Genomic DNA, 21,193 nt, shown 5'->3' with positions numbered 1-21,193 from the left:
CCATTGCCTACCTTTGCGGCATGATGAATATCCGTAAACTACTTTTCGGAGGAGGTTTGACCGCCACACTGCTGCTCGTTTTCGTGCTGCAGTTTGTGCATGCCGTCAACCACATTGCGCACGAATTCGAAGTGACGCACTGCCATCATCATTACACTTTAGGGAAAACGGAAGTCGGTCACGCCCACCACGATTACGAAAAATGTTTTCAATGTGAGTTTGCCATCAGTTCGTATATCGAACCCACCGCCATTTCCTTCCAACCCCAAAATTCCAATACGACTTCAACCCACGTTATCCAAGCCCCACAGCGGTTGGTAACGGTTTTTGAGGGAAGTTTCTTCAGCCTTCGGGCACCCCCGATTGTCGGTTAGATTTATTTTTTGGGCGCCACCTTGCCTGGGCTGAAGCCTGCGTCAAGGTCGGGCTGTACGCGGTGCACGGCACCTTGCTCCCATCCCTGGCGCGAACCGGTTCGCCGGAACGTTTATTTTTCTAATCACAAATCAATCCCATTTACACATGAAATCACTTTTATGGATGGTTGTGCTGAGCTTTTGTTCGCTCGCACAAGCCCAAAATATACTATCAGGAACGGTAACCGCTTCAGGTAAACCACTGGAATCCGCCATTGTTCAATTGCCCGGTTTGCATCTTGAAACCCAAACCGATGCTCAAGGAAATTTTACCTTCAAATCCATTCCCAAAGGAACCCACAAAATCGTGTTCTCCTTTGTGGGTTTTGAAACCCAAACCCAATCCATCAGTGTGGGTACAACGGCTGTAACGGTAAACTGCGAACTCAAAGAAAGCATCCACCAAATGGATGAGGTGATTGTGTCAACGGCGTTCAACCGACTCCAATCGGAGAACGTAATGAAGGTCGAACACCAAACCACCAAAGATTTACGTCAAAAAGGAGCGGCAACCTTAATCGAAGGATTGGCCACTATTCCTGGGGTGTCGCAAGTGTCTACAGGAACATCCATCGGGAAACCGGTTATTCGCGGGTTAAGCGGTAATCGGGTGTTGGTATACAACCAAGGCGTGCGCCTGGAAAACCAACAGTTTGGAGAAGAACACGGGCTCGGACTCAATGACGCCGGAATCGAAAGCGTCGAAGTGATTAAAGGTCCGGCCTCCTTACTCTACGGCTCGGATGCACTCGGTGGTGTGTTGTATTTTAACCCTGAAAAATTTGCTCCCGCCAACCAAATGCACCTCAATTTCGGTCAGCGTTATTTTACGAATACACTCGGAAGCAATTCTACATTAGGCTACAAACTTTCTGGTGATCACTTGAAATTCACCACGCGTGTTTCCCAAAACCTTCATTCCGATTACCAAACAGGAACGGGTGATCGTGTGACCAATACGCGCTACAAAGAATTGGATTTCAAAACGGGCTTAGGCTATTCCAATGCCTTTATGAATACGGTTTTTCGTTACAATTATAACCGCTTAAATCTCGGTATCCCCGAAGAAGGCATCGCCGAACAAACCACGACCAAGAATCCCGAATTTCCACGGCAAAAAGTAATCGGTCAAATTCTGAGTTGGAACACTATTTACTACCTCGGAAAATCCAAATTGGAAACCGATTTTGGATACATTGATAACGACCGCAGCGAATTGGAAGACAGCGAGATTCCTGTATTGCACATGAAATTGAAAACCTTCAATTACAATGTTCGCTATCATTTGCCTGCATTCGGCAAACTAGAAACCATCGTTGGAACCCAAGGGATGTACCAAACCAACACCAATTCTGGCGAAGAATATTTGATTCCAGATGCCACTACCCGCGACTTTGGTGTTTTTGCAACGTCCAATTACCAATGGGAGAAAAGTGCGCTTCAAGCGGGTTTACGTTGGGACCGTCGCGGTGTACAATCCGAAGAACACGGCACACCCGGTGACGAAGGTTATTTTCAAGCCATCGACCGTTCGTTCAACAGTTTCAATGCTTCTTTAGGGTATAAAGCCAACATCAAAGAAAATGTAGTGGTGCGGTTGAATGTGGCTTCGGGTTTCCGTGCGCCTAACTTGGCCGAATTGTCCTCTAATGGCGTACACGAAGGCAGCAACCGCTACGAAATTGGAAATGCTAATTTGAAAAATGAGCAAAACCTTCAAACCGATGTGAATGTAGAATACCGCAATCCGCATTTTGAATTGTTTGCCAATGGGTTTTATAATCATTTGAACAACTACATTTATATCGCACCCAACGGCACCCAAATTGATGGGTACGATGTGTTTGATTATGTGCAAAACAACGCCTATTTGTTTGGGGGAGAAGCGGGAATCCATTTTCATCCCCATCCCATCGATTGGTTGCACGTGTTGGCTACCTTTGAAAGTGTAACGGGTAAGAAAAGCAACGGGGATTATTTACCTTTGATTCCAGCTAATAAAGTCACCGGAACTTTCCGAGCGGAATTAAAAGACGGAAAACGTTGGAAAGAGTCGTTTGCATCTGTGAACACCGAACATATTTTTGCTCAAAATAATCCAGGCGTTTTTGAAACCAGTACACGGGATTATACGTTGGTGAATTTGGCCTTTGGAACAAAACTTACCCTAGGTAAATCCAGTTTTGATTTGAGTTTGAATGCGAATAATCTATTCGATAAAACCTATGTTTCCCATTTGTCCCGACTCAAAGTCGACGGGATTCCCAATATGGGTCGAACCATCGTTTTGGGATTAAATTACACCTTATAATAAGAAAAGCCTAACAGTGATGTTAGGCTTTTTTTATGTTAGAATCGGTTATCCCCGTCGAGTAAATTCCCGAGTCCGCCGAGGATGCTGCCTTCTTCGCGCGAACTTCCACCGGCTTTAGGTGCTGAGGCAATAATACGATCGGCCAAACGACTAAACGGAAGCGATTGAACGTACACCGTTCCGGGTCCGCGTAAGGTGGCATAAAACAAACCTTCGCCACCAAAAAGCGAATTTTTGATACCTCCGATAAACTCAATGTCGTAATCCACGTCTTGGGTAAACCCAACAATACAGCCTGTATCTACTTTCAAAACTTCACCGTGAGCGAGTTCGCGTTTGGCCAAGGTTCCGCCCGAATGCACAAACGCCATGCCGTCACCTTCGAGTTTTTGCATAATAAATCCTTCACCGCCAAAGAGTCCGCGCCCAAGTTTTTTCGAGAATTCAATTCCTACAGCTACACCTTTAGCGGCGCAGAGAAACGCATCTTTTTGACAAATAAATTTGCCGTTAAATTGCGCTAAATCGATGGGAATAATTTTTCCAGGATAAGGAGAAGCGAAACACGCTTTGCTTTTGCCGAGATTGTTGTTGATGTAGGCGGTCATAAAAAGACTTTCCCCAGTTAAAACCCGTTTTCCAGCGGATAATAATTTGCCAAACAAACCTGAATTTTGGTTTTGTTCACTGCCGTCTCCAAAGATGGTTTCCATTTGGATGCCGTTGTCCATCATCATAAAACTTCCGGCTTCTGCGATGACCACTTCTTGAGGGTCCAACTCAATTTCTACGTACTGCATTTCTTCGCCGTAGATGGTATAATCAATTTCGTGTGCTTTCATAAATAAGGTTTTGGGTATTAGTTGGAAAAGGCTTACAAAAGTTACAAGTGAACGACGGGATGACTGCAATTTCCATAAATTAACAAAGAGAATAAGAAAAGCTAAAAAATAATGTTATATTTTTACCATAATGATAACCAAAAAACTATAAAATTATGAATTCAATGTTTACGCGAATTGTCAGAATCCTGCTCGGACTGATTTTAGTTGTATTTGGCTTAAATAAATTGATGCCGTCCCCTTTTATTCCGTTACCTCAATTGCCTCCTGATGCTGCGGCGTTTATGACTTCGTTGGCTTCGACCGGTTATGTGTTAAAAGTAGTTGGGATTTTAGAAGTGGTGATTGGGGCGTTGTTGTTACTCAAAAAATGGGTGGCCTTTGCCTTAATATTATTGGCTCCGATTTCGTTAAACATTCTTTTATTTCATATGTTTTTGGATGCATCGGGAATGGCTGTCGCTATAGTCATTGCTGCCTTAAATGGAATTTTGATCTACAAACACTGGTCGCAATACCGGTCGTTGTTTTTATAAAAAAGAAAAGCGTTGGAACTCCCCAACGCTTTTTTTTAATCCAGATAATCGGGTCGCCCGACATAGCGCATAATGCGTTTTATTTTTGCTTTTCGTTTCTGAATGTACGCCGAAGAATTGATCGGTTTGTATTTTCTAGGATTGGGTAAGATGGCTGCTATTCCGGCCGCTTCATCTTTGGTCAGACTTTTCACATCATGACCGTACCAATACTTTGAAGCTGCCTCGGCACCGTACACGCCATCACCCATTTCAATACTGTTGAGGTAGACTTCCATGATGCGTTCTTTACTCCAAAAGAGTTCGATGAGCACTGTAAAATAGGCTTCAAAGGCTTTACGAATATAACTTCGGCCTTGCCACAAGAAAACGTTTTTGGCCGTTTGTTGCGTAATGGTACTTCCTCCTTTGATACGTCTACCTTTATTATTGTTTTTAAATGCTTTTTGCATCGCACCAAAATCAAATCCCCAGTGTTTGGTAAACGTTCCGTCTTCACTGGCAATCACTGCTTTTTGTAAATTCACTGAAATACTATCAATGGGCACCCAATCGTGGTTGCAAATCATTTCTTTGCCATCGAGTTTATTTTCGATAGCGCGAGTGACCATTAAAGGCGTAAACGGAACCGGAACCCAACGAAATAGGATCACGGAGGCGATAGATAAGCCGAAAAACCAGAGCATGATTTTTCGTAGTATTTTCCAGAATTTTTTCATTTATGTAATAATTTCTGCGAGTTCTTTTCCGACCAAGCTTCCAATCGCAACGCCCATTCCGCCCATGCGTACGCCGCAAAAGGTGTTGTTGGAAAGTTGTTCGATTATCGGTCTTTTGCTGTTGCCAATGCCCATAATGCCGCTCCAACGGTGTGCCACTCCAACTGTTTTCCCCGGCAAAATAACCTCTTTTAAAAGGTAGTCCAAACGGTTTTGAATTTTTTCAGTGATTTCCAACTCGGTGGTTGTTTCACCTTCAAAATCCAAATTTCGTCCACCGCCCAATAAAATACGGTTTTCAAAATTACGGAAATAATAATAACCGCGATCCAAGTGAAATGTGCCGCGAATATCGAGGTCAGGAATGGGTTCGGTAATCAAAACTTGGGCTCGCGCGGGTCTTAATTCGTTACGGGTTAATGGCCCGGCAAAACCATTAGTGGTAAAAATTAATTTTTGGGTGATAAAAGAGAATTGGTCAAGTTCGATTTCAACTTTTGTTCCTGTATCAACATGATTTTTGACTTCCATTTGATTCAAGATGAGGATGCCTGCGGCAGCGGCTTTTTGTAAAAGAAACTGCATCATATTTCCTGTATCAATTTGCGCTTCAAATGGATTGAAAATTAAATATTCGTGAACGCCTTTAAAATCAAAACGATCCATTTCACGAGCAAAAACGTCGGTTTTGAATAAGGGTTTTAAGAGTTCGTTGATAAAAGGAAGTTTTTGCAAACATTCATGATACAGGTTTTCATCTTCTTTTAAAAACAACTCATAACCGCCAAAAGGTTTGAAATCCAGATTAGAATCGCCTACGTTCTTGCGCAACAGTTGGAGTCCGGCCCAACGTTTTTGTACCAAATGCATCACTTCTTCTTCGGAATGTGATTTTAAATCGTCAATGATTTCCGAAATACTTCCAAAACAAGCAAATCCAGCATTTTTGGTGCTCGCACCTTGGGGTAAAACACCCCGTTCTAATATAAGTATTTTAGCCTGAGGGAAGCGTTCGCGAAGCGTTAAGGCACAATGAATTCCCACAATACCGCTCCCGACAATGGTGAAATCCACATTTGAAAACCAATTTTTAATCTCCCAAAAGCTAAGTTGCATGTTCAAAATTTTGCTAAAATTAAAAGTAATTATTTTTATCAAATTATGAATACTTCTTAAAATATTTAGAAATAATTTGACATAAACAAATAGAATCGCGCTGCAATTCATCGATTTGTTAATATCTTTTGGGTTTTGTCGCTTAATTCTTAATGAAATCTTAATACTTTCGTTTTTGAATAACCTAAAAAAGCAATTTTATATGAAGTACAGATTACTTTCAGTGGCCTTTTTTGCCATCTCCGGATTGGTATCGGCACAGCAAAAGGGATCGGTATGGACACCTGCTTCGCGCGGCAATGTTACTTTATTGGACAGTCGCATGCAGTTGCCTGAAAAAACCCTAATGCAGTTGAATGTGAATGATTTGAAAACGGCGTTGCAGGCAGCTCCAGCACGCAGTTTTACAGGAAGATCAAGCAATGTAATTGTTGAAATTCCCAACAGTAAAGGCGATATGGATCGTTTCAGTGTGTATGAGAGTTCGAACATGGACCCAGCACTGGCAGCACAATTTCCTGAAATTAAGTCGTATGTAGGTTACGGTATCGACAATCCTACGTTGACCGCCTATTTCAGTGTGTCGCCTCTAGGATTTAAGTCAATGGTATTGGGCGCCGATCGCACAGCGGAGTTCATTGAGCCGTTGACACAAGATTTAACAACATATACTATTTATAAGAAAACCGACCATCAAGCTACAGGAACTTTCCGTTGTTTGGTAGATGATGAGCCTGTAATGGTTAATCAGGCAAATGCTCTTGCAGCACGTCCTAATGCTGATGATGCGGTATTGCGCACCTACCGTTTGGCACTTTCTTGTACTGGAGAGTATACCACTTATTTTGGAGGTACTAAAGCCTTGGCCTTGGCAGCGATGAACAATACCATGACCCGTGTGAATGGTGTTTTTGAAAAAGACTTCAATGCACGTATGGTAATCATTGCTAATAATGATTTGGTAATTTATACATCAGCTTCAACCGATCCCTATTCAGCAGCAGCTACGGGTGCAGGTGGAGTATGGAACACGGAATTGCAAAATACCTTAACGTCTGTTATTGGAAATGCCAACTATGATGTAGGCCATTTATTTGGTGCAACTGGAGGCGGTGGAAATGCGGGATGTATTGGTTGTATTTGCGTGGATGACACAGCAAGCACCACTGATAAAAACAAAGGAAGTGGGTACACATCTCCAGCTGATGGAATTCCCTCGGGAGATAACTTTGATATCGACTACGTAGCACACGAATTGGGGCACCAATTTGGAGCAAATCATACCTTCTCTATGAGTAACGAAGGAACAGGTGCCAATATGGAACCGGGTTCAGGATCAACCATCATGGGGTATGCCGGAATTACAAGTCAGGATGTGCAGCCTCACTCAGATGCCTATTTCCATGCGATCAGCGTGCAACAAGTAACCAACAACATCAAAGCGAAAACTTGTTCGGTTAATACAGCTACTGGAAATGCAGTGCCTGTGGTAAATGCTGGTTTGGATTATACTGTTCCAAAAAGTACACCGTTCATGTTAACAGGTGCCGCTTCTGATGCGAATGGTGATGTGATTACCTACAACTGGGAACAGTTTGATAACGCAGCTTCAACTGCAACTGGAGCGAGTTCGGCAGCAAGTGCTACTCGTACTAGCGGACCAACTTTCCGTTCATATAATTCATCAACCTCTCCTGTGCGTTACTTCCCTAGAATGCAATCGGTTTTAGCAGGTGCTACAACTACTGCTGGAACAGAGATTAATGTTGAAGCATTACCTTCTGTTGCACGTACAATGAACTTCCGTTTGACTGTGCGCGACAACCGCGTAGGTGGAGGAACGAATAATAGTGACGATATGATTGTTACGGTAAATGCTACAGCAGGACCTTTTGCAGTAACTGCGCCAAACACAGCTGTGTCATATGTAGGAGGAACTTCTCAAACCGTAACTTGGAACGTAGCGGGAACAACCGCGAATGGAGTAAACTGTGCCAATGTAGATATCTTATTGTCTACAGATGCAGGAACAACTTGGACAACCATTTTAGCTGGAACTCCTAATGACGGAACACAAGCGGTAACTTTACCCAATACGCCAAGTACTACCTGTCGTATCATGGTAAAAGGATCTAACCACATTTTCTTTGATGTGTCAAATGCTAACTTTACCATTACGTCAGGAACACCAGATACAGTGGCTCCAACGGCACCAACATTGGCAGCTTCGGGAACTACAGCAACTTCAACTGTATTGACTTGGTCAGGTGCAACAGATAACGTAGCAGTAACCGGATATGACGTATATCAAGGGGCTACATTGTTAGGATCAACAACCACTACTACTTATACAGTTACTGGTTTAACAGCAGCAACAACGTATTCGTTCTCTGTAAAAGCAAAAGATGCGGCGGGTAATGTATCAGTGGCAAGTAATACCGTTTCGGTAACTACCACGGCTCCAGATACCACTGCGCCAACTGCGCCCACATTAACGGCTTCAGGAACTACTTCTAATAGTACAAATTTATCGTGGACAGGAGCTACAGATAACGTAGCAGTAACGGGTTATGATGTATACCGCGGTACTACGTTGTTGGGTTCAACAACGGCTACTACTTATGCAGTTTCAGGCTTAACAGCTTCAACAACCTATACATTTACGGTTCGCGCTAAAGATGCTTCAGGAAATGTTTCTGTGGATAGTAATGTCGTTTCTGTGACTACTCTTGTTGCTACTGTTACCTATTGTACTTCTCAAGGGAATAGCACAGCTGATGAAAAAATTGGAAGAGTACAATTGGGTACCATTAATAATACTTCAACTGGAGCAGCAGGTTATGAGGACTTTACTGCTCTTTCTACTAATCTTGTTCGTGGCGTAGCCAATACTATTACCATAACACCTTCATGGACAGCAACCAAATATAAAGAAGGATATGCTGTATTTATTGATTTAAATAGAGATGGCGACTTTTTAGATACTGGTGAACGTGTTTATTCAAGAGCAGCTTCAACGACAACACCTGTAACAGGATCGTTTACAATACCAGCTTCTGCAAGTTTAGGTACGACTCGTATGCGTGTATCCATGAAATACAATGCAATTCCTACAGCTTGTGAAGTATTTTCTTATGGACAAGTGGAAGATTATACCGTAAACATTACTTCAACTGCAAGAGGAGAAGAAATGAATACACTTGCAACGAATGTTTATCCAAATCCAGTAATAGACGTATTGAATCTTTCGGATATTTCGACGGAGACATCGTATAGAATTCTAAACATGATGGGTCAAGAAGTACAACGTGGAACTACTTCTGGTGAAGGGTTACAAGTTGTAAATCTTGCGCCTGGAACGTACTTAATCGAAGTGAGCAATACAAATGGTAATGCTACTAAACGCTTCATCAAACAATAAGTATCGTTTTTTCAATTCAAAAAAGACCACTCTTCGGAGTGGTTTTTTTATTACTTTTAAGGCGGAATCACTATTCCCACAAACTAAACGTTACGAATTATGAATAAAAAAATTGGCATTGTAATCCTAAGTCTTATGAGTGTTGCTGCAACTGCGCAAACCCTTACTCCAGAAATGCTCTGGAAACTGGGGCGAGTTTCCGTTTTGGGTTTGACCAAAGACGGACAAACAATTGTATATAAAGTTTCAACGCCTTCCGTGGCTGAAAATAAATCGTCATCAAAATACTTTACAGTTCCCGTTGCTGGCGGTGCCGCTACCGAGGTTCAAAATGCAGAAGCACTGGTGGCCAACCGCAATCTATCCCCCAATGGGAAGTATTTGCTGTCTTCTCAAGAAACGAAAGTTGAAAAGGTTTTAGGAAAAGATTTTTATCCTGAATTGGAAAAGTCTACGGCGCAAGTCTACAACGGACTCGATTACCGCCACTGGGATACCTGGAACGACGGTACCCACAACCATGTGTATTTTGCCGATGCGAAGGATCCTAAATCCACGCCATTTGATATTATGGCGGGCGAACCTTTTGACGCACCCCAAAAACCACACGGGGGTGAAGAAGACTACATTTGGTCACCCAACAACACCATTATTTATGTGTGTAAAAAGAAAGCAGGAACGGCCTATGCGATTTCGACCAATACCGATTTGTACGAGTACAATATCGAAACCAAAACCACCCGTAACCTGACTGAAGGGAATTTAGGATACGACACCAATCCCGCGTTTTCAGCACAAGGTGTTTTGGCCTATTTGCAAATGCAACGCGACGGCTACGAAGCCGACAAAAATGATATCATCGTTCGCATTAACGATCAAGTAAAAGTGAATTTAACCGCCGCTTGGGACGGTAGTGTCGATAATTTTATGTGGGCACCCGATGGTAAAAAGATTTATTTTGTGGCCGCTATCGATGGAACAAAACAACTGTTTGAAGTCAACAATCCGGGGCTAACCAAAATTGCGGTAACCGTGAAACAAGTGACCAACGGCGACTATGATGTGGCCGATATCATTGGGTTTTCAGGATCCAAAGTGGTCGTGTCGCGCACCGACATGAATCACGCCGCTGAGGTGTATACGTATGATCTAATATCAAAAGCGTGGAATCAAGTGACACATGTAAATGATGCGGCCTATGCGAGTTTGAACTTACCCAAATTCGAGCGTCGTTATGTGACCACTACCGATAATAAGAAAATGTTGGTGTGGGTGATTTTACCGCCCAATTTTGATGCAACCAAAAAATACCCCGCGCTGTTGTATTGCCAGGGCGGACCCCAGTCGCCGCTGACGCAGTCGTATTCGTTCCGTTGGAATTTCTCGTTGATGGCTTCGCAAGGGTATATCGTGGTGGCGCCCAACCGACGCGGTATGCACGGTCATGGTGTGGCTTGGAACGAACAAATTTCCAAAGATTGGGGCGGTCAAGTGATGCAAGATTATTTGTCGGCGATTGATGATGTTTCCAAAGAAGCCTATGTCGACAAAGCCCGTTTGGGAGCGGTAGGAGCGAGTTATGGCGGGTATTCGGTGTTTTATTTGGCCGGAATTCACAACAACCGTTTCAAAACGTTTATCTCCCATTGTGGGGTGTTTAACTTAGAAAGTATGTACGGAACCACCGAAGAAGTTTTCTTTAACAATTGGGACCACGGCGGACCCTATTGGGAAAAAGACAATGCTGCAGCACAGAAAACGTTCAGTCAGTTTAACCCGATTAATATGGTGAATAACTGGAACACACCAATTTTGATCATACAAGGAGGGAAAGACTACCGTGTGCCGATTGGACAAGGACAAGAAGCTTTCCAAGCCGCTCAATTGAAAGGTATTAAGAGTCGGTTTTTGTATTTCCCCGATGAAAACCATTGGGTGCTGAAACCGCAAAACGCCATCGTGTGGCAAAATGAATTTTACAAATGGTTGAAAGAGACGTTATAATAGAAAAGCCAGTGTTTTTGCACTGGCTTTCTCTTTTCTCTTTTTTCTTTCTTCTTTCTTCTTTCTTCTTTCTTCTTTAGTCTTTACAAATCTTCTCCACTTTCCAAACACCATTCTGTTCAAATCGGAGGAGGTAAATCCCTTTGGGTAAAGCGCTACACTCAATAGTCGATGTTGTTCCCGTAGCTGATTGCACCAACTGCCCTTGAACCGTGTACAATTCATAGGCGGTAGCCGGTTCGGCGGATGTATCGAGGAGTAATTGATCTTTTACAGGATTGGGGAACCACAATAATTGTGCGGGATTAAATCCAATAGTATTCAATGTAGGATTAAAGGAATACGTATACACATCTTCAGCGGTTACAGGTGATCCGGACTGACAGTGAATGATGTTGGTAGACATGATTACAGCGGTGACATTTGCAGGGATCGGGTAAGAAACCGTATGCACATCACCACCTCCAATTTGAGGCCAAAAGCCGCAAGTATTGTAATAGCCCCGAACATATAGGGTATTTCCTACCACAGTCTGCGTGGTAGAAGTCATGGTGATTTGACCATTACCATAGGCAAAATAGGATTCAAAATGAAAAGTGTTGTCACTTGTGGTGTAATACATCGAATTGTATATCATACCGTATTGTTGTCCTTGAGCAAATAATCGAAAACCAAAAAATAGGAATAGTAAAAGGTGACGAATTTTCATGGCGTTAAAATTGATAATGAATGGATTACGAAGTTACAAAAATTCTTTTCTCTTTCTTCTTTTTTCTTTCTTCTTGTCTCTTTCTTCTTGCCTCTCCTCGCGTTAAGGATTGAAGCGGCATCCTCCCGATCCTTCGGGAGATACAGCGGAAAGCCTGACCCCCGACAACCCAACGTGTATTGTAGCTATAATCTTCATCGGGGGGAACGCCATAAAAAAAGTCGTCTCAACGAAGAAACGACTTTAATAAATTATAAATTATGAATTATGAGTTTTGCGAAGATTCAATCTAAATTCTAAATTTTTTAGTATCTATAGTACTCAGGCTTATATGGCCCTTCTACTTGAACTCCGATGTACTCGGCCTGACTTGGATTTAAAACTTCCAACTCCACACCTAATTTCGCTAAGTGCAATGCCGCTACTTTTTCATCCAAATGTTTCGGTAACATGTACACTTCGTTTTTGTAGTTCGCACTGTTGTTCCACAATTCGATTTGTGCCAACGTTTGGTTGGTAAACGAGTTACTCATTACAAAGCTTGGGTGACCTGTAGCACAACCTAAGTTCACTAAACGACCTTCAGCCAAGATAATAATGTCTTTACCGTTTACGTTGTATTTGTCCACTTGCGGTTTGATTTCGATTTTCGAAGCACCGTGGTTAGCATTCAACCACGCCATGTCAATTTCGTTATCAAAGTGTCCGATGTTACATACAATCGTTTTGTCTTTCATGTTCTCAAAGTGACGACCTACTACGATATCTTTGTTTCCTGTAGTCGTGATGACGATATCCGCTGTTGCAATCACCGTATCCAATTTTTTCACTTCATATCCGTCCATAGCGGCTTGTAACGCACAGATTGGGTCGATTTCAGTTACGGTAACAATCGAACCTGCACCACGGAATGAAGCTGCAGTTCCTTTACCTACGTCACCGTAGCCACAAACTACTACGCGTTTTCCAGCCAACATCACGTCAGTTGCACGACGAACTGCATCTACAGCCGATTCTTTACAACCGTATTTGTTGTCAAATTTTGATTTTGTAACCGAGTCGTTTACGTTGATCGCTGGCATGTGTAACGTACCGTTTTTCATACGCTCGTACAAACGGTGAACACCAGTTGTTGTCTCTTCTGACAAGCCTTTGATACCACCAATTAATTCTGGGTAACGGTCAAATACCATATTGGTTAAATCTCCACCATCATCCAAAATCATATTCAACGGTTGACGATCTTCACCAAAGAACAACGTTTGCTCAATACACCAGTCGAATTCTTCCTCATTCATACCTTTCCAAGCATATACGGGAATCCCTGCAGCAGCAATCGCAGCCGCAGCGTGATCTTGCGTAGAGAAAATGTTACAAGAAGACCAAGTAACTTCTGCTCCTAAAGCTTTTAACGTTTCAATCAAAACCGCTGTTTGAATCGTCATGTGCAAACATCCTGCGATGCGCGCACCTTTTAAAGGTTGCGATGCACCGTATTCCGCACGCAATGCCATTAATCCAGGCATTTCTGCTTCAGCCAATTCAATTTCTTTACGTCCCCATTCAGCTAGGGAAATGTCTTTTACTTTGTACGCCACGAAAGGCACAGTATTCGTACTCATGTATTGTGTATATTTGTGTTTATATTTGAGGGTGCAAAATTACAAACTAAGTTTCGAAATAAAAAACTTTAATGTAATTTTATGAATCGTTAATCCGATTTAACCCGCTAAGTATCAGAAAAATAATAAGGAGCTATTTCCCGCTATCCGTTGCAATCTTTTTGGGGTGATGACGTCAAAGGCATCGAATTCACGCCGTTACCACCACCCCAAAAAGGATTTCCACTACTATCGGGGCTAGGAGAATCTGCACAAATGCCATTTTACGAAACCATATCCATCCGTCCACAAACCCAATTACACCTCTGGAAAATCGAGGAGTCACTTGAACAATTGGCCGAAGGACTCACACTCCAAGAGCGCTCCCGCCAAAAGTTGGATAAACTCAAAGCAGTCACCCACCAAAAAGGGTTTCTCGCCGTACGGCAATTGCTCGTGCATTTGGGTTTTACCGATGCGGATGTACAATACGATCCCAATGGCAAGCCACTACTTTCCAACGGGCAACATATTTCTATTTCGCATTCGCATGATTTTGCAGCCGTAGCGATTAGCAATGAAAACCTCGGCCTCGATGCCGAAGCCATGCGACCCAAAGTGTTGCACATTGCGCCCCGCTTTATGGATATTGAAACGCATTTGGCCGGACTCACACTCTCGGAGCAACTTCAGAAAGCGACCATCATTTGGAGCATCAAAGAAGCAGTGTTCAAAATCAAAAACGAAAAAGGCATTAGTTATCCCAACCACATCAGCGAACACCCGTTTAGTTTCGCCGATGGGAAAACGACAGCTCGATTGGACTTTAACCAATGCACCGAATTGTTCCCCGTGCATTTTATTCAGCGCGAAGACTATATCTTTGTGTGCGCTTTTGAATCCTAATGAAGGTATACGACACCATTTTAACGGCCTACCAAAACCAACAACCGTTGTTGGCGGTACTCATTGATCCCGAGAAAACCCAACCTGATCAAGCGGTTGCGTTGTGCGCGCAGTTAAAAGGAACGCCCGTGACACATCTACTCGTAGGTGGCAGTACGTTTCAAGGACCGCATTTGGAAGAATTGGTTGTCCAACTCAAAAAAGCTTCGGGTTTGCCCGTACTCTTGTTTCCCGGCGATTATGCCCAAATCACCGAAGCCGCCGACGGAATTTTATTCCTGTCGTTACTCTCCGGTCGCAACCCTGAATACTTAATTGAACAACAGGTAAAAGCCGCGCCCCTGTTGCATCAATCCAACTTAGAAATTCTGCCCACCGGCTACCTCCTGATTGAAAGCGGTACCGAAACCGCTGTGCAACGTGTAAGTGGCACGCAGCCTTTGGCGCGTAACAATTCCCATCACGCAGCAATGACTGCACTCGCGGGCCAACTCTTGGGTAAAAAACTAATTTATCTGGAAGCGGGGAGTGGAGCGCAACACGCCGTGCCGCTCGAAATGATTGTCACGGTTGCCCAAACCTTAGCAATACCGTTAATTGTAGGCGGTGGTATTCGTTCGATGGCGCAAATTCAGGCAGCCCACCAAGCAGGCGCTACCATGGTGGTGATTGGAACCGCTTTTGAAGAAAACCCCAATTTTTTTAATCCAGTTCCTTAAGAATCTTTTCGATCAATTCTTCTTTTGAAAACAACGCTTGTGTGCGCCATTTCAGTTCCCCTTCTTGAAATAATAATAAAGTGGGTACTGATGTGACTTCATACTTTTTGACCAATTCAGGGGCGTCTGACAAATAAAGAAGTGTAATTCGCATTCGTTTGCCCAACACTTGATTTACCTGCTCCAAAGTAGGTTCCAAGATGGCGCAAGGTTCACATTCTTGACCTATAAACTCAATAAGAACAGGTTCGTTTCCTTGAATATACGCTGATTGTATTTCCATACAAGTTTTTTTACTTAGGGTTTGTGAACTCAAAACTAATCATTCATCAACGCTATTTGGTAACTCATGTTACGTTATCACCATTTTACAAAATCATAACCTCGTTTTCTGTAGAGAATCCGTACTTTTACGCTCCAACCCAAAATCATGTTTGATTTCTTTTTAAAATCCTATGAAAATGCCTCGTCGCTCCAAATTGCTTTGGAGTTTTTGGCCTTTGTCACCGGAATCCTAAGCGTGTATTTCGCCAAAAAAGAAAATATTTGGGTGTATCCTACCGGACTCATTTCTACTCTTATCACGGTGTATTTGTTGTACCAAGCCCAGTATTTTGGAGACATGACCATGAATATCTATTATTCCATCATGAGTGTTTATGGCTGGTACCGCTGGACTAAAGGGGCAGAGGAGGGTGCTCTCGCCATCACGCGAACCTCCACTCAGGAGAAAATTGTAGGGTTGGGAATGTTTGTTTTGACGCTTTTGGTGACGTATGGGGTGTACCAATTTTTTGACTATACCCTTGAAATTCCCAATTATATTGATATTTTTACCTCAGGGTTATTTTTCACCGCCATGTGGTATATGGCGTTGAAAAAGATTGAAAACTGGACCCTTTGGATCATTGGCGATTGCATTGCCGTACCTTTGTTTGCTTACCGCGGACTCGGCATGCTCTCTCTGCAATATTTAGTGTTTACGGTCTTAGCCGTTTTAGCCTATATCGAATGGAAGAAAATCTTAAACAACACCCGTCCGTAATTGACGGGAGAACGGTTTTACGCATTGCTTTTTACGGTCCCGAATCAACGGGCAAATCGACTATTGCCGCGCAATTAGCCGAAGCCTTTGACACGGTTTGGACACCCGAATTTGCCCGCGATTATCTCCAAGATAAATGGAACGAGTCGGGCGAAATCTGCCAACCCGAAGATTTACTTCCCATTGCTGTGGGGCAAACACAATTGGAAAATCAGCGTTTGCAACAAGCCAACCGCTTCCTGTTTTGCGACACCAATGTGTTGGTCACCAAAGTTTTTGGTGATATCTACTACGGTTCAGTCCACCACGATATTGAAAAAGCAGCCAAAAAACACAAATACGATTTGATTTTCCTCACCGATGTTGATGTGCCATGGGAACCCGATGATCTGCGGGATCGACCTGAAAATCGGGAAGAAACGCTTCGTGTTTTTGAAGAGAATCTAATTCATTACAAAAAACCATATATCAAATTAAGCGGTAGCGTAGCCTCCCGATTGGAACAGGCTCAAAAGATCATATTGGATTTGGAAAAGGCCCTGCAATTAGGATTTACTTCATTTGATTTTATCGAAATCTACCACCGTCAAATGAATTGGGATACCTTGCGTTATCAATTTTCCATACTTAAAAACGGATTGCCCAAGATTCACCTTGAACGTGCCGCAACGATTGACGATGGCATTCAGTCGCTCACCGAAGAAGAAGCGCTTTATTATGCCGCCCTTTTTGATGAAAAAAAGGAAAAACTCTGCCTTAAAAAGTTTGTTCCCGCCTCGGGAGCAGCCAGTCGCATGTTTAAATTCTTGAGTGAATTTTTAAATGATTTCAAGCCGGGTCAGGATACGCTGAATTCCTATATTAATCATTCCCAAAACAAAGACTTGTCCTTGTTTTTGGTAGCCAAAGACAAATTTCCCTTTTACCAAGCAGCCGTTGAGAAAGCCCGTCAATTGTTTCCTACCTACGATACCATGGAAGCCGATGAGCGCAGTTATTGCTTTGTCAAAACGGTATTGTCGTCTCAAGGATTTAACTTTGCTAACCAACCCAAAGGCGTTTTACCTTTTCATCAATACCCAGCCCATACAGCCACAGCCATTGAAGAACATTTGAATGAATGTGCCCACTATGCGCATTCACGCGGGGTATCCAATTTGCATTTTACCGTTTCGGAAGAGCATCAAGATAGGTTTGAACAAATTGTAGCACAAGTCAAACCCAAGGTTGAAGCCGACAACAATTTGTCCATTCAGGTGAAATATTCGTACCAAGACAAATCAACCGATGTCATTGCTGTGGATTTGGAAGGAAAACCGTTTCGGGATAAACACGACCAAATTGTATTTCGACCCGGTGGACATGGAGCCTTGATTCAAAACCTAAACCGTCTGAATGCCGATATCGTGTTTGTGAAAAACATCGATAACGTGACCCAGAATCATACCCGTGAAGTGGCCTTGTATAAAAAAGCCTTGGCCGGAATTCTTTTACAATTGCAAGAAACGGTTTTTCGGTATTTGAAAGTTTTAGCAAGCGGGGAATTAACCAATGAATTGCTCAGTGAAATCGCCTATTTTGTCAATAACAAACTCCACATGGAAATCACCGAAGATTTTCCAAAATATACCCGTGAAAGTAAAATCGAGTATTTGTTTGAAGCACTCAACCGACCCATTCGCGTATGCGGGATGGTGAAAAATGAAGGCGAACCCGGTGGTGGCCCATTTTGGGTGCGCGATCACAAAGGGCGTGTGTTTTTGCAAATTATCGAATCATCACAAATCGAGAAAGAACAACGCTATATTATGGAACAAGCGACTCACTTCAATCCCGTGGATTTGGTGTGTGGCATCCGCGATTACCAAGGGCGTAATTTTGATCTGACCCAATTTGTCGATCCCAATACCGGATTTATCGTCGAGAAAAACAAAGACGGTCGTCCGTTGAAAGCTTTTGAATTACCCGGACTTTGGAATGGCGCCATGGCCAAATGGTTAACCGTATTTGTCGAAGTGCCATTGGTGACATTCAATCCTGTGAAAACAGTCAACGACTTATTAAAACCCGCGCACCAACCCTAACATGAACGCGGATATTTTACGGAGTGAACTCCAATTCAAAGCCGTGCGAAGCAGCGGTGCCGGTGGGCAAAACGTCAACAAAGTGGCCTCCAAGGCCGTCTTGTCTTGGGATGTCAATGCCTCCCAAGCGATTACTGCAGAGGAACGGGAACGCATTCTGGATAAATTAGCTTCCCGCATTTCTAACGAGGGTGTACTCCAAATTTCCTCAGAAGCCGATCGAAGTCAGTTGAAAAACCGCACCAACGTCGAAAAGAAATTGTTCCGATTGGTGGCTCAAGCCCTCGAAATAGCCAAGCCACGCAAAGTGACGGCCATTCCTTTTAGTGTGAAAATGGAACGTTTGGCCAACAAAAAATCAAAATCAGAGATCAAACAAAACCGACGCAAACCGAATTTTTAGAAAAAAGGTTTTGCAATTCCCCTTTATTTTAAGTTACCTTTGCACCGTCTCATCGGGGTGCTCAAAATAACGAGCTGAGATCATACCCATTGAACCTGGGCAGGTAATGCTGCCAAGGAAAAAGACAAAGGCGAAGAAGCGCGCCTTCCCCTTTGTCGGGCCAGTACAATCATTTTTTTAACCTAGAATAATGTACCCCAATTATTCGTAATCTTTTTTACGAATGGAAAACGTATTCAAAAAATCCATCCAAGGTATTGCACTCGCAATCTGCCTTCCGGTGTCGCTTTGGGCGCAACAAAAACCCAAAGATTCGACCCAAACCACCCAATTGGACGAAGTCTTGGTCCAAGCCGTTCGCGTGAACAAAAAAACGCCGGTATCCTTTAGTAATTTGACCCAAAAAGACATTGCTACTCGCAATCTTGGGCAAGACATCCCAATTTTAATGAACTACATGCCGTCGGTAGTGACGACTTCCGATGCCGGAAACGGTTTTGGCTACACGGGCATTCGCGTGCGCGGTACCGATGCGACCCGCGTCAACATTACCATCAACGGTATTCCTTACAACGACTCAGAAAGTCACGGAACGTTTTGGGTGAACATGCCCGATTTTGCCTCGTCTGTACAAAGTTTGCAGTTGCAACGCGGAGTGGGAACGTCGACCAACGGTGCCGGAGCGTTTGGCGCCAGCTTGAACATGTTGACAGATTCTTTTTCACCCAAAGGATCGGGGGAAATCTCCAATTCTTTCGGGAGTTTCAATTCGCACAAGCATACAGTTAAGTTCAGTACGGGTTTGATGAACGATCACTTTGAAATCGCGGGTCGTCTCTCGAAATTGAATTCGGATGGCTATATTGACCGAGCGAGTGCCGATTTAAAATCGTATTTTTTGCAAGGAACTTATGTTGGAAAGTCAACCTTAATCAAGGCACTTGTGTTTGGTGGAAACGAAAAAACGTACCAGTCATGGAATGGAATTGACGCCTTTACACTAGCCGGTGATCGCACGTTCAATTCGGCCGGAATGTACACCGACGAATTTGGAAATATCCGCTATTACGACAACGAAACGGATAATTACCAGCAAGATCATACACAATTACATTGGAATGAAAAATGGTCGAATGCATGGAGTACCAATCTTGCCGTGCATTACACCAAAGGGAAAGGCTATTACGAAAATTACAAAGAAGATGCCGATTTCGCGGATTACGGTTTAACGCCTGTTGCAGGTCAAACCACCACCGACTTGATTCGTCAAAAATGGTTGGACAATGATTTTTACGGAACGACCTTTTCGGCCAATTATAAAAAAACCAACTGGAACGTCATTTTGGGCGGAGGTTGGAACAAATACGAAGGCTTGCATTTTGGCAAAGTCATTTGGGCGCGATACGCTTCTACTTCAGAGTTAGGGGATGAGTACTACAATGACTACGGCATCAAAACCGACGGGAATGTTTTTGCGAAAGCCACTTACGACTTCAATTCCAAATGGAGTATCTATGGTGATGTCCAATACCGTCGCGTGAATTATAAAGCGAACGGCGTACAAGCCAATCTCATCGACGATACATTTAACTTTTTCAATCCCAAAGCTGGGGTAAACTTCAACATGGATGCAAAGAATAGTTTCTATTTTTCGTATGCCCGTGCCAACCGCGAACCCAACCGTACCGATTACGAAGGCGGAACGGTTCGTCCTGAAAAATTAAACGATTTCGAATTGGGATGGCGCCATGAAAGTTCGAAAGTACAATGGAACGCCAACGTATATTATATGTTGTACAAAGACCAGTTGATTTTAACGGGCGCCTTGGATGATGTGGGGAATCCCATTCGTTCCAATAGCGAGAAAAGTTACCGCCTTGGACTAGAAGTAGACGCAACGGTGGCACTTTCCAGTAAATGGTATTGGAAACCGAATGTGACAGTAAGCGCCAATAAAAATGTGGATTTGACGAACAACGGTGTCGCCAAAGGAAATACAGCTATTGCCTATTCTCCGAATTTAATCGCTGGGAATTTAATCGTGTTCCAACCCGTAAAAGCGGTAACGCTTACTTGGTTGACGAAGTTTGTGGGCGAACAATACCTAAACAATTTGGAAACCCCAGAAGCGCGCTTACCCGATTATGTGGTGAATGATTTCAATGTATCCGTGACGTGGACACCCAAAAAAGTGTTCCAATCCATCACGGTAAATGGTTTGGTAAACAATGTGTTGAACAAACAATACATCTCCAACGGCTACATGTATGATATCTATCCGTATTATTACCCGCAAGCGGGGCGTAATTTCTTGGCCGGACTCACCTTAAAATTCTAATGAAAAAGCCGGATTCACTC

At 43.2% G+C, this 21,193-nt stretch carries 17 protein-coding genes; 11 read left to right on the top strand and 6 right to left on the bottom strand.

Going from position 1 to position 21,193, the window contains the following annotated elements:
• Positions 1-20 precede the first annotated feature (20 nt).
• Positions 21-374 carry a hypothetical protein gene (locus tag EQG61_RS01370; protein WP_129460079.1) on the top strand — a complete coding sequence of 118 codons (354 nt, stop codon included), beginning with the start codon at positions 21-23 and terminating at the stop codon, positions 372-374.
• Between the two features lie 148 nt (positions 375-522).
• Positions 523-2,727 (top strand): TonB-dependent receptor, encoded by a 2,205-nt coding sequence (locus EQG61_RS01365; protein ID WP_129460078.1) that lies wholly within the window; start codon positions 523-525, stop codon positions 2,725-2,727.
• Positions 2,728-2,765: 38 nt separating this feature from the next.
• Here EQG61_RS01365 and EQG61_RS01360 read toward each other — a convergent pair whose 3' ends face one another.
• Entirely contained in the window at positions 2,766-3,572 is an 807-nt protein-coding gene (locus EQG61_RS01360) for a TIGR00266 family protein (protein WP_129460077.1), read from the bottom strand.
• Positions 3,573-3,727: 155 nt separating this feature from the next.
• On the opposite strand from EQG61_RS01360, the gene EQG61_RS01355 reads away from it, so the two are divergent.
• On the top strand, positions 3,728-4,108 hold the full coding sequence (locus EQG61_RS01355) for a DoxX protein (RefSeq protein ID WP_129460076.1): 381 nt from the start codon (positions 3,728-3,730) through the stop codon (positions 4,106-4,108).
• 35 nt (positions 4,109-4,143) lie between these two features.
• On the opposite strand, the gene mtgA is transcribed toward EQG61_RS01355, so the two are convergent.
• Both mtgA and EQG61_RS01345 read right to left on the bottom strand, forming a co-directional pair.
• The gene (gene mtgA, locus EQG61_RS01350; RefSeq protein WP_129460075.1) at positions 4,144-4,827 is read right to left on the bottom strand and encodes a monofunctional biosynthetic peptidoglycan transglycosylase; all 684 of its coding nucleotides are present in this window, start codon (positions 4,825-4,827) and stop codon (positions 4,144-4,146) included.
• Positions 4,828-5,943, bottom strand: coding sequence for an NAD(P)/FAD-dependent oxidoreductase (locus EQG61_RS01345; protein ID WP_129460074.1), 1,116 nt, complete (start codon positions 5,941-5,943; stop codon positions 4,828-4,830).
• A 202-nt stretch (positions 5,944-6,145) separates the two neighbouring features.
• Here EQG61_RS01345 and EQG61_RS01340 point away from each other — a divergent pair, with 202 nt between their 5' ends.
• A complete protein-coding gene (locus EQG61_RS01340) occupies positions 6,146-9,364 on the top strand; it encodes a reprolysin-like metallopeptidase (protein WP_129460073.1) in 3,219 nt (1,072 codons plus the stop codon).
• 99 nt (positions 9,365-9,463) lie between these two features.
• Entirely contained in the window at positions 9,464-11,368 is a 1,905-nt protein-coding gene (locus tag EQG61_RS01335) for a S9 family peptidase (RefSeq protein ID WP_235829007.1), read from the top strand.
• A gap of 76 nt (positions 11,369-11,444) precedes the next feature.
• Here the strand turns inward: EQG61_RS01335 and EQG61_RS01330 are convergent, their stop codons facing one another.
• Positions 11,445-12,077: a T9SS type A sorting domain-containing protein gene (locus EQG61_RS01330; RefSeq protein WP_129460072.1), complete on the bottom strand. Its 633-nt coding sequence runs from the start codon at positions 12,075-12,077 to the stop codon at positions 11,445-11,447.
• Positions 12,078-12,382: 305 nt separating this feature from the next.
• Complete coding sequence (gene ahcY, locus EQG61_RS01325) at positions 12,383-13,699, bottom strand: adenosylhomocysteinase (protein WP_129460071.1); 1,317 nt, start codon at positions 13,697-13,699, stop codon at positions 12,383-12,385.
• 150 nt (positions 13,700-13,849) lie between these two features.
• On the opposite strand from ahcY, the gene EQG61_RS01320 reads away from it, so the two are divergent.
• Together EQG61_RS01320 and EQG61_RS01315 are read left to right on the top strand one after the other, a co-directional pair.
• The gene (locus EQG61_RS01320; protein WP_129460070.1) at positions 13,850-14,584 is read left to right on the top strand and encodes a 4'-phosphopantetheinyl transferase family protein; all 735 of its coding nucleotides are present in this window, start codon (positions 13,850-13,852) and stop codon (positions 14,582-14,584) included.
• Positions 14,584-15,303: a geranylgeranylglyceryl/heptaprenylglyceryl phosphate synthase gene (locus tag EQG61_RS01315; RefSeq protein WP_129460069.1), complete on the top strand. Its 720-nt coding sequence runs from the start codon at positions 14,584-14,586 to the stop codon at positions 15,301-15,303. The genes EQG61_RS01320 and EQG61_RS01315 overlap by 1 nt, the downstream gene beginning before the upstream one ends.
• Here the strand turns inward: EQG61_RS01315 and EQG61_RS01310 are convergent.
• On the bottom strand, positions 15,287-15,586 hold the full coding sequence (locus EQG61_RS01310; RefSeq protein ID WP_129460068.1) for a thioredoxin family protein: 300 nt from the start codon (positions 15,584-15,586) through the stop codon (positions 15,287-15,289). The two genes, EQG61_RS01315 and EQG61_RS01310, sit on opposite strands and share 17 nt — an antisense overlap.
• Before the next feature lie 147 nt (positions 15,587-15,733).
• Between EQG61_RS01310 and pnuC the strand changes: the two genes are divergently transcribed.
• The 4 genes from pnuC (at position 15,734) to EQG61_RS01290 (ending at position 21,173) form a co-directional block, all read left to right on the top strand.
• Entirely contained in the window at positions 15,734-16,348 is a 615-nt protein-coding gene (pnuC, locus tag EQG61_RS01305) for a nicotinamide riboside transporter PnuC (protein ID WP_129460067.1), read from the top strand.
• Positions 16,315-18,432: a DUF4301 family protein gene (locus EQG61_RS01300; protein WP_129460066.1), complete on the top strand. Its 2,118-nt coding sequence runs from the start codon at positions 16,315-16,317 to the stop codon at positions 18,430-18,432. Before pnuC ends, EQG61_RS01300 begins: the two co-directional genes overlap by 34 nt.
• A gap of 1 nt (position 18,433) precedes the next feature.
• On the top strand, positions 18,434-18,835 hold the full coding sequence (gene arfB, locus EQG61_RS01295) for an alternative ribosome rescue aminoacyl-tRNA hydrolase ArfB (protein WP_129460065.1): 402 nt from the start codon (positions 18,434-18,436) through the stop codon (positions 18,833-18,835).
• A 223-nt stretch (positions 18,836-19,058) separates the two neighbouring features.
• Complete coding sequence (locus tag EQG61_RS01290) at positions 19,059-21,173, top strand: TonB-dependent receptor (RefSeq protein ID WP_129460064.1); 2,115 nt, start codon at positions 19,059-19,061, stop codon at positions 21,171-21,173.
• The last annotated feature ends 20 nt before the right edge of the window (positions 21,174-21,193 follow it).

Origin of the sequence: Flavobacterium stagni (assembly GCF_004122105.1) — a bacterium.
GTDB lineage: Bacteria > Bacteroidota > Bacteroidia > Flavobacteriales > Flavobacteriaceae > Flavobacterium > Flavobacterium stagni.
This window is presented reverse-complemented; position numbering and strand designations above follow the sequence as displayed.

What these genes read in the sequence shown, in the direction of transcription:
- EQG61_RS01370 (WP_129460079.1), top strand. Translation starts at nt 21, where the DNA reads ATGATGAATATCCGTAAACTACTTTTCGGAGGAGGTTTGACCGCCACA.
- EQG61_RS01365 (WP_129460078.1), top strand. Translation starts at nt 523, where the DNA reads ATGAAATCACTTTTATGGATGGTTGTGCTGAGCTTTTGTTCGCTCGCA.
- EQG61_RS01360 (WP_129460077.1), bottom strand. Translation starts at nt 3,572, where the DNA reads ATGAAAGCACACGAAATTGATTATACCATCTACGGCGAAGAAATGCAG.
- EQG61_RS01355 (WP_129460076.1), top strand. Translation starts at nt 3,728, where the DNA reads ATGAATTCAATGTTTACGCGAATTGTCAGAATCCTGCTCGGACTGATT.
- mtgA (WP_129460075.1), bottom strand. Translation starts at nt 4,827, where the DNA reads ATGAAAAAATTCTGGAAAATACTACGAAAAATCATGCTCTGGTTTTTC.
- EQG61_RS01345 (WP_129460074.1), bottom strand. Translation starts at nt 5,943, where the DNA reads ATGCAACTTAGCTTTTGGGAGATTAAAAATTGGTTTTCAAATGTGGAT.
- EQG61_RS01340 (WP_129460073.1), top strand. Translation starts at nt 6,146, where the DNA reads ATGAAGTACAGATTACTTTCAGTGGCCTTTTTTGCCATCTCCGGATTG.
- EQG61_RS01335 (WP_235829007.1), top strand. Translation starts at nt 9,464, where the DNA reads ATGAATAAAAAAATTGGCATTGTAATCCTAAGTCTTATGAGTGTTGCT.
- EQG61_RS01330 (WP_129460072.1), bottom strand. Translation starts at nt 12,077, where the DNA reads ATGAAAATTCGTCACCTTTTACTATTCCTATTTTTTGGTTTTCGATTA.
- ahcY (WP_129460071.1), bottom strand. Translation starts at nt 13,699, where the DNA reads ATGAGTACGAATACTGTGCCTTTCGTGGCGTACAAAGTAAAAGACATT.
- EQG61_RS01315 (WP_129460069.1), top strand. Translation starts at nt 14,584, where the DNA reads ATGAAGGTATACGACACCATTTTAACGGCCTACCAAAACCAACAACCG.
- EQG61_RS01310 (WP_129460068.1), bottom strand. Translation starts at nt 15,586, where the DNA reads ATGGAAATACAATCAGCGTATATTCAAGGAAACGAACCTGTTCTTATT.
- pnuC (WP_129460067.1), top strand. Translation starts at nt 15,734, where the DNA reads ATGTTTGATTTCTTTTTAAAATCCTATGAAAATGCCTCGTCGCTCCAA.
- EQG61_RS01300 (WP_129460066.1), top strand. Translation starts at nt 16,315, where the DNA reads ATGGAAGAAAATCTTAAACAACACCCGTCCGTAATTGACGGGAGAACG.
- arfB (WP_129460065.1), top strand. Translation starts at nt 18,434, where the DNA reads ATGAACGCGGATATTTTACGGAGTGAACTCCAATTCAAAGCCGTGCGA.
- EQG61_RS01290 (WP_129460064.1), top strand. Translation starts at nt 19,059, where the DNA reads ATGGAAAACGTATTCAAAAAATCCATCCAAGGTATTGCACTCGCAATC.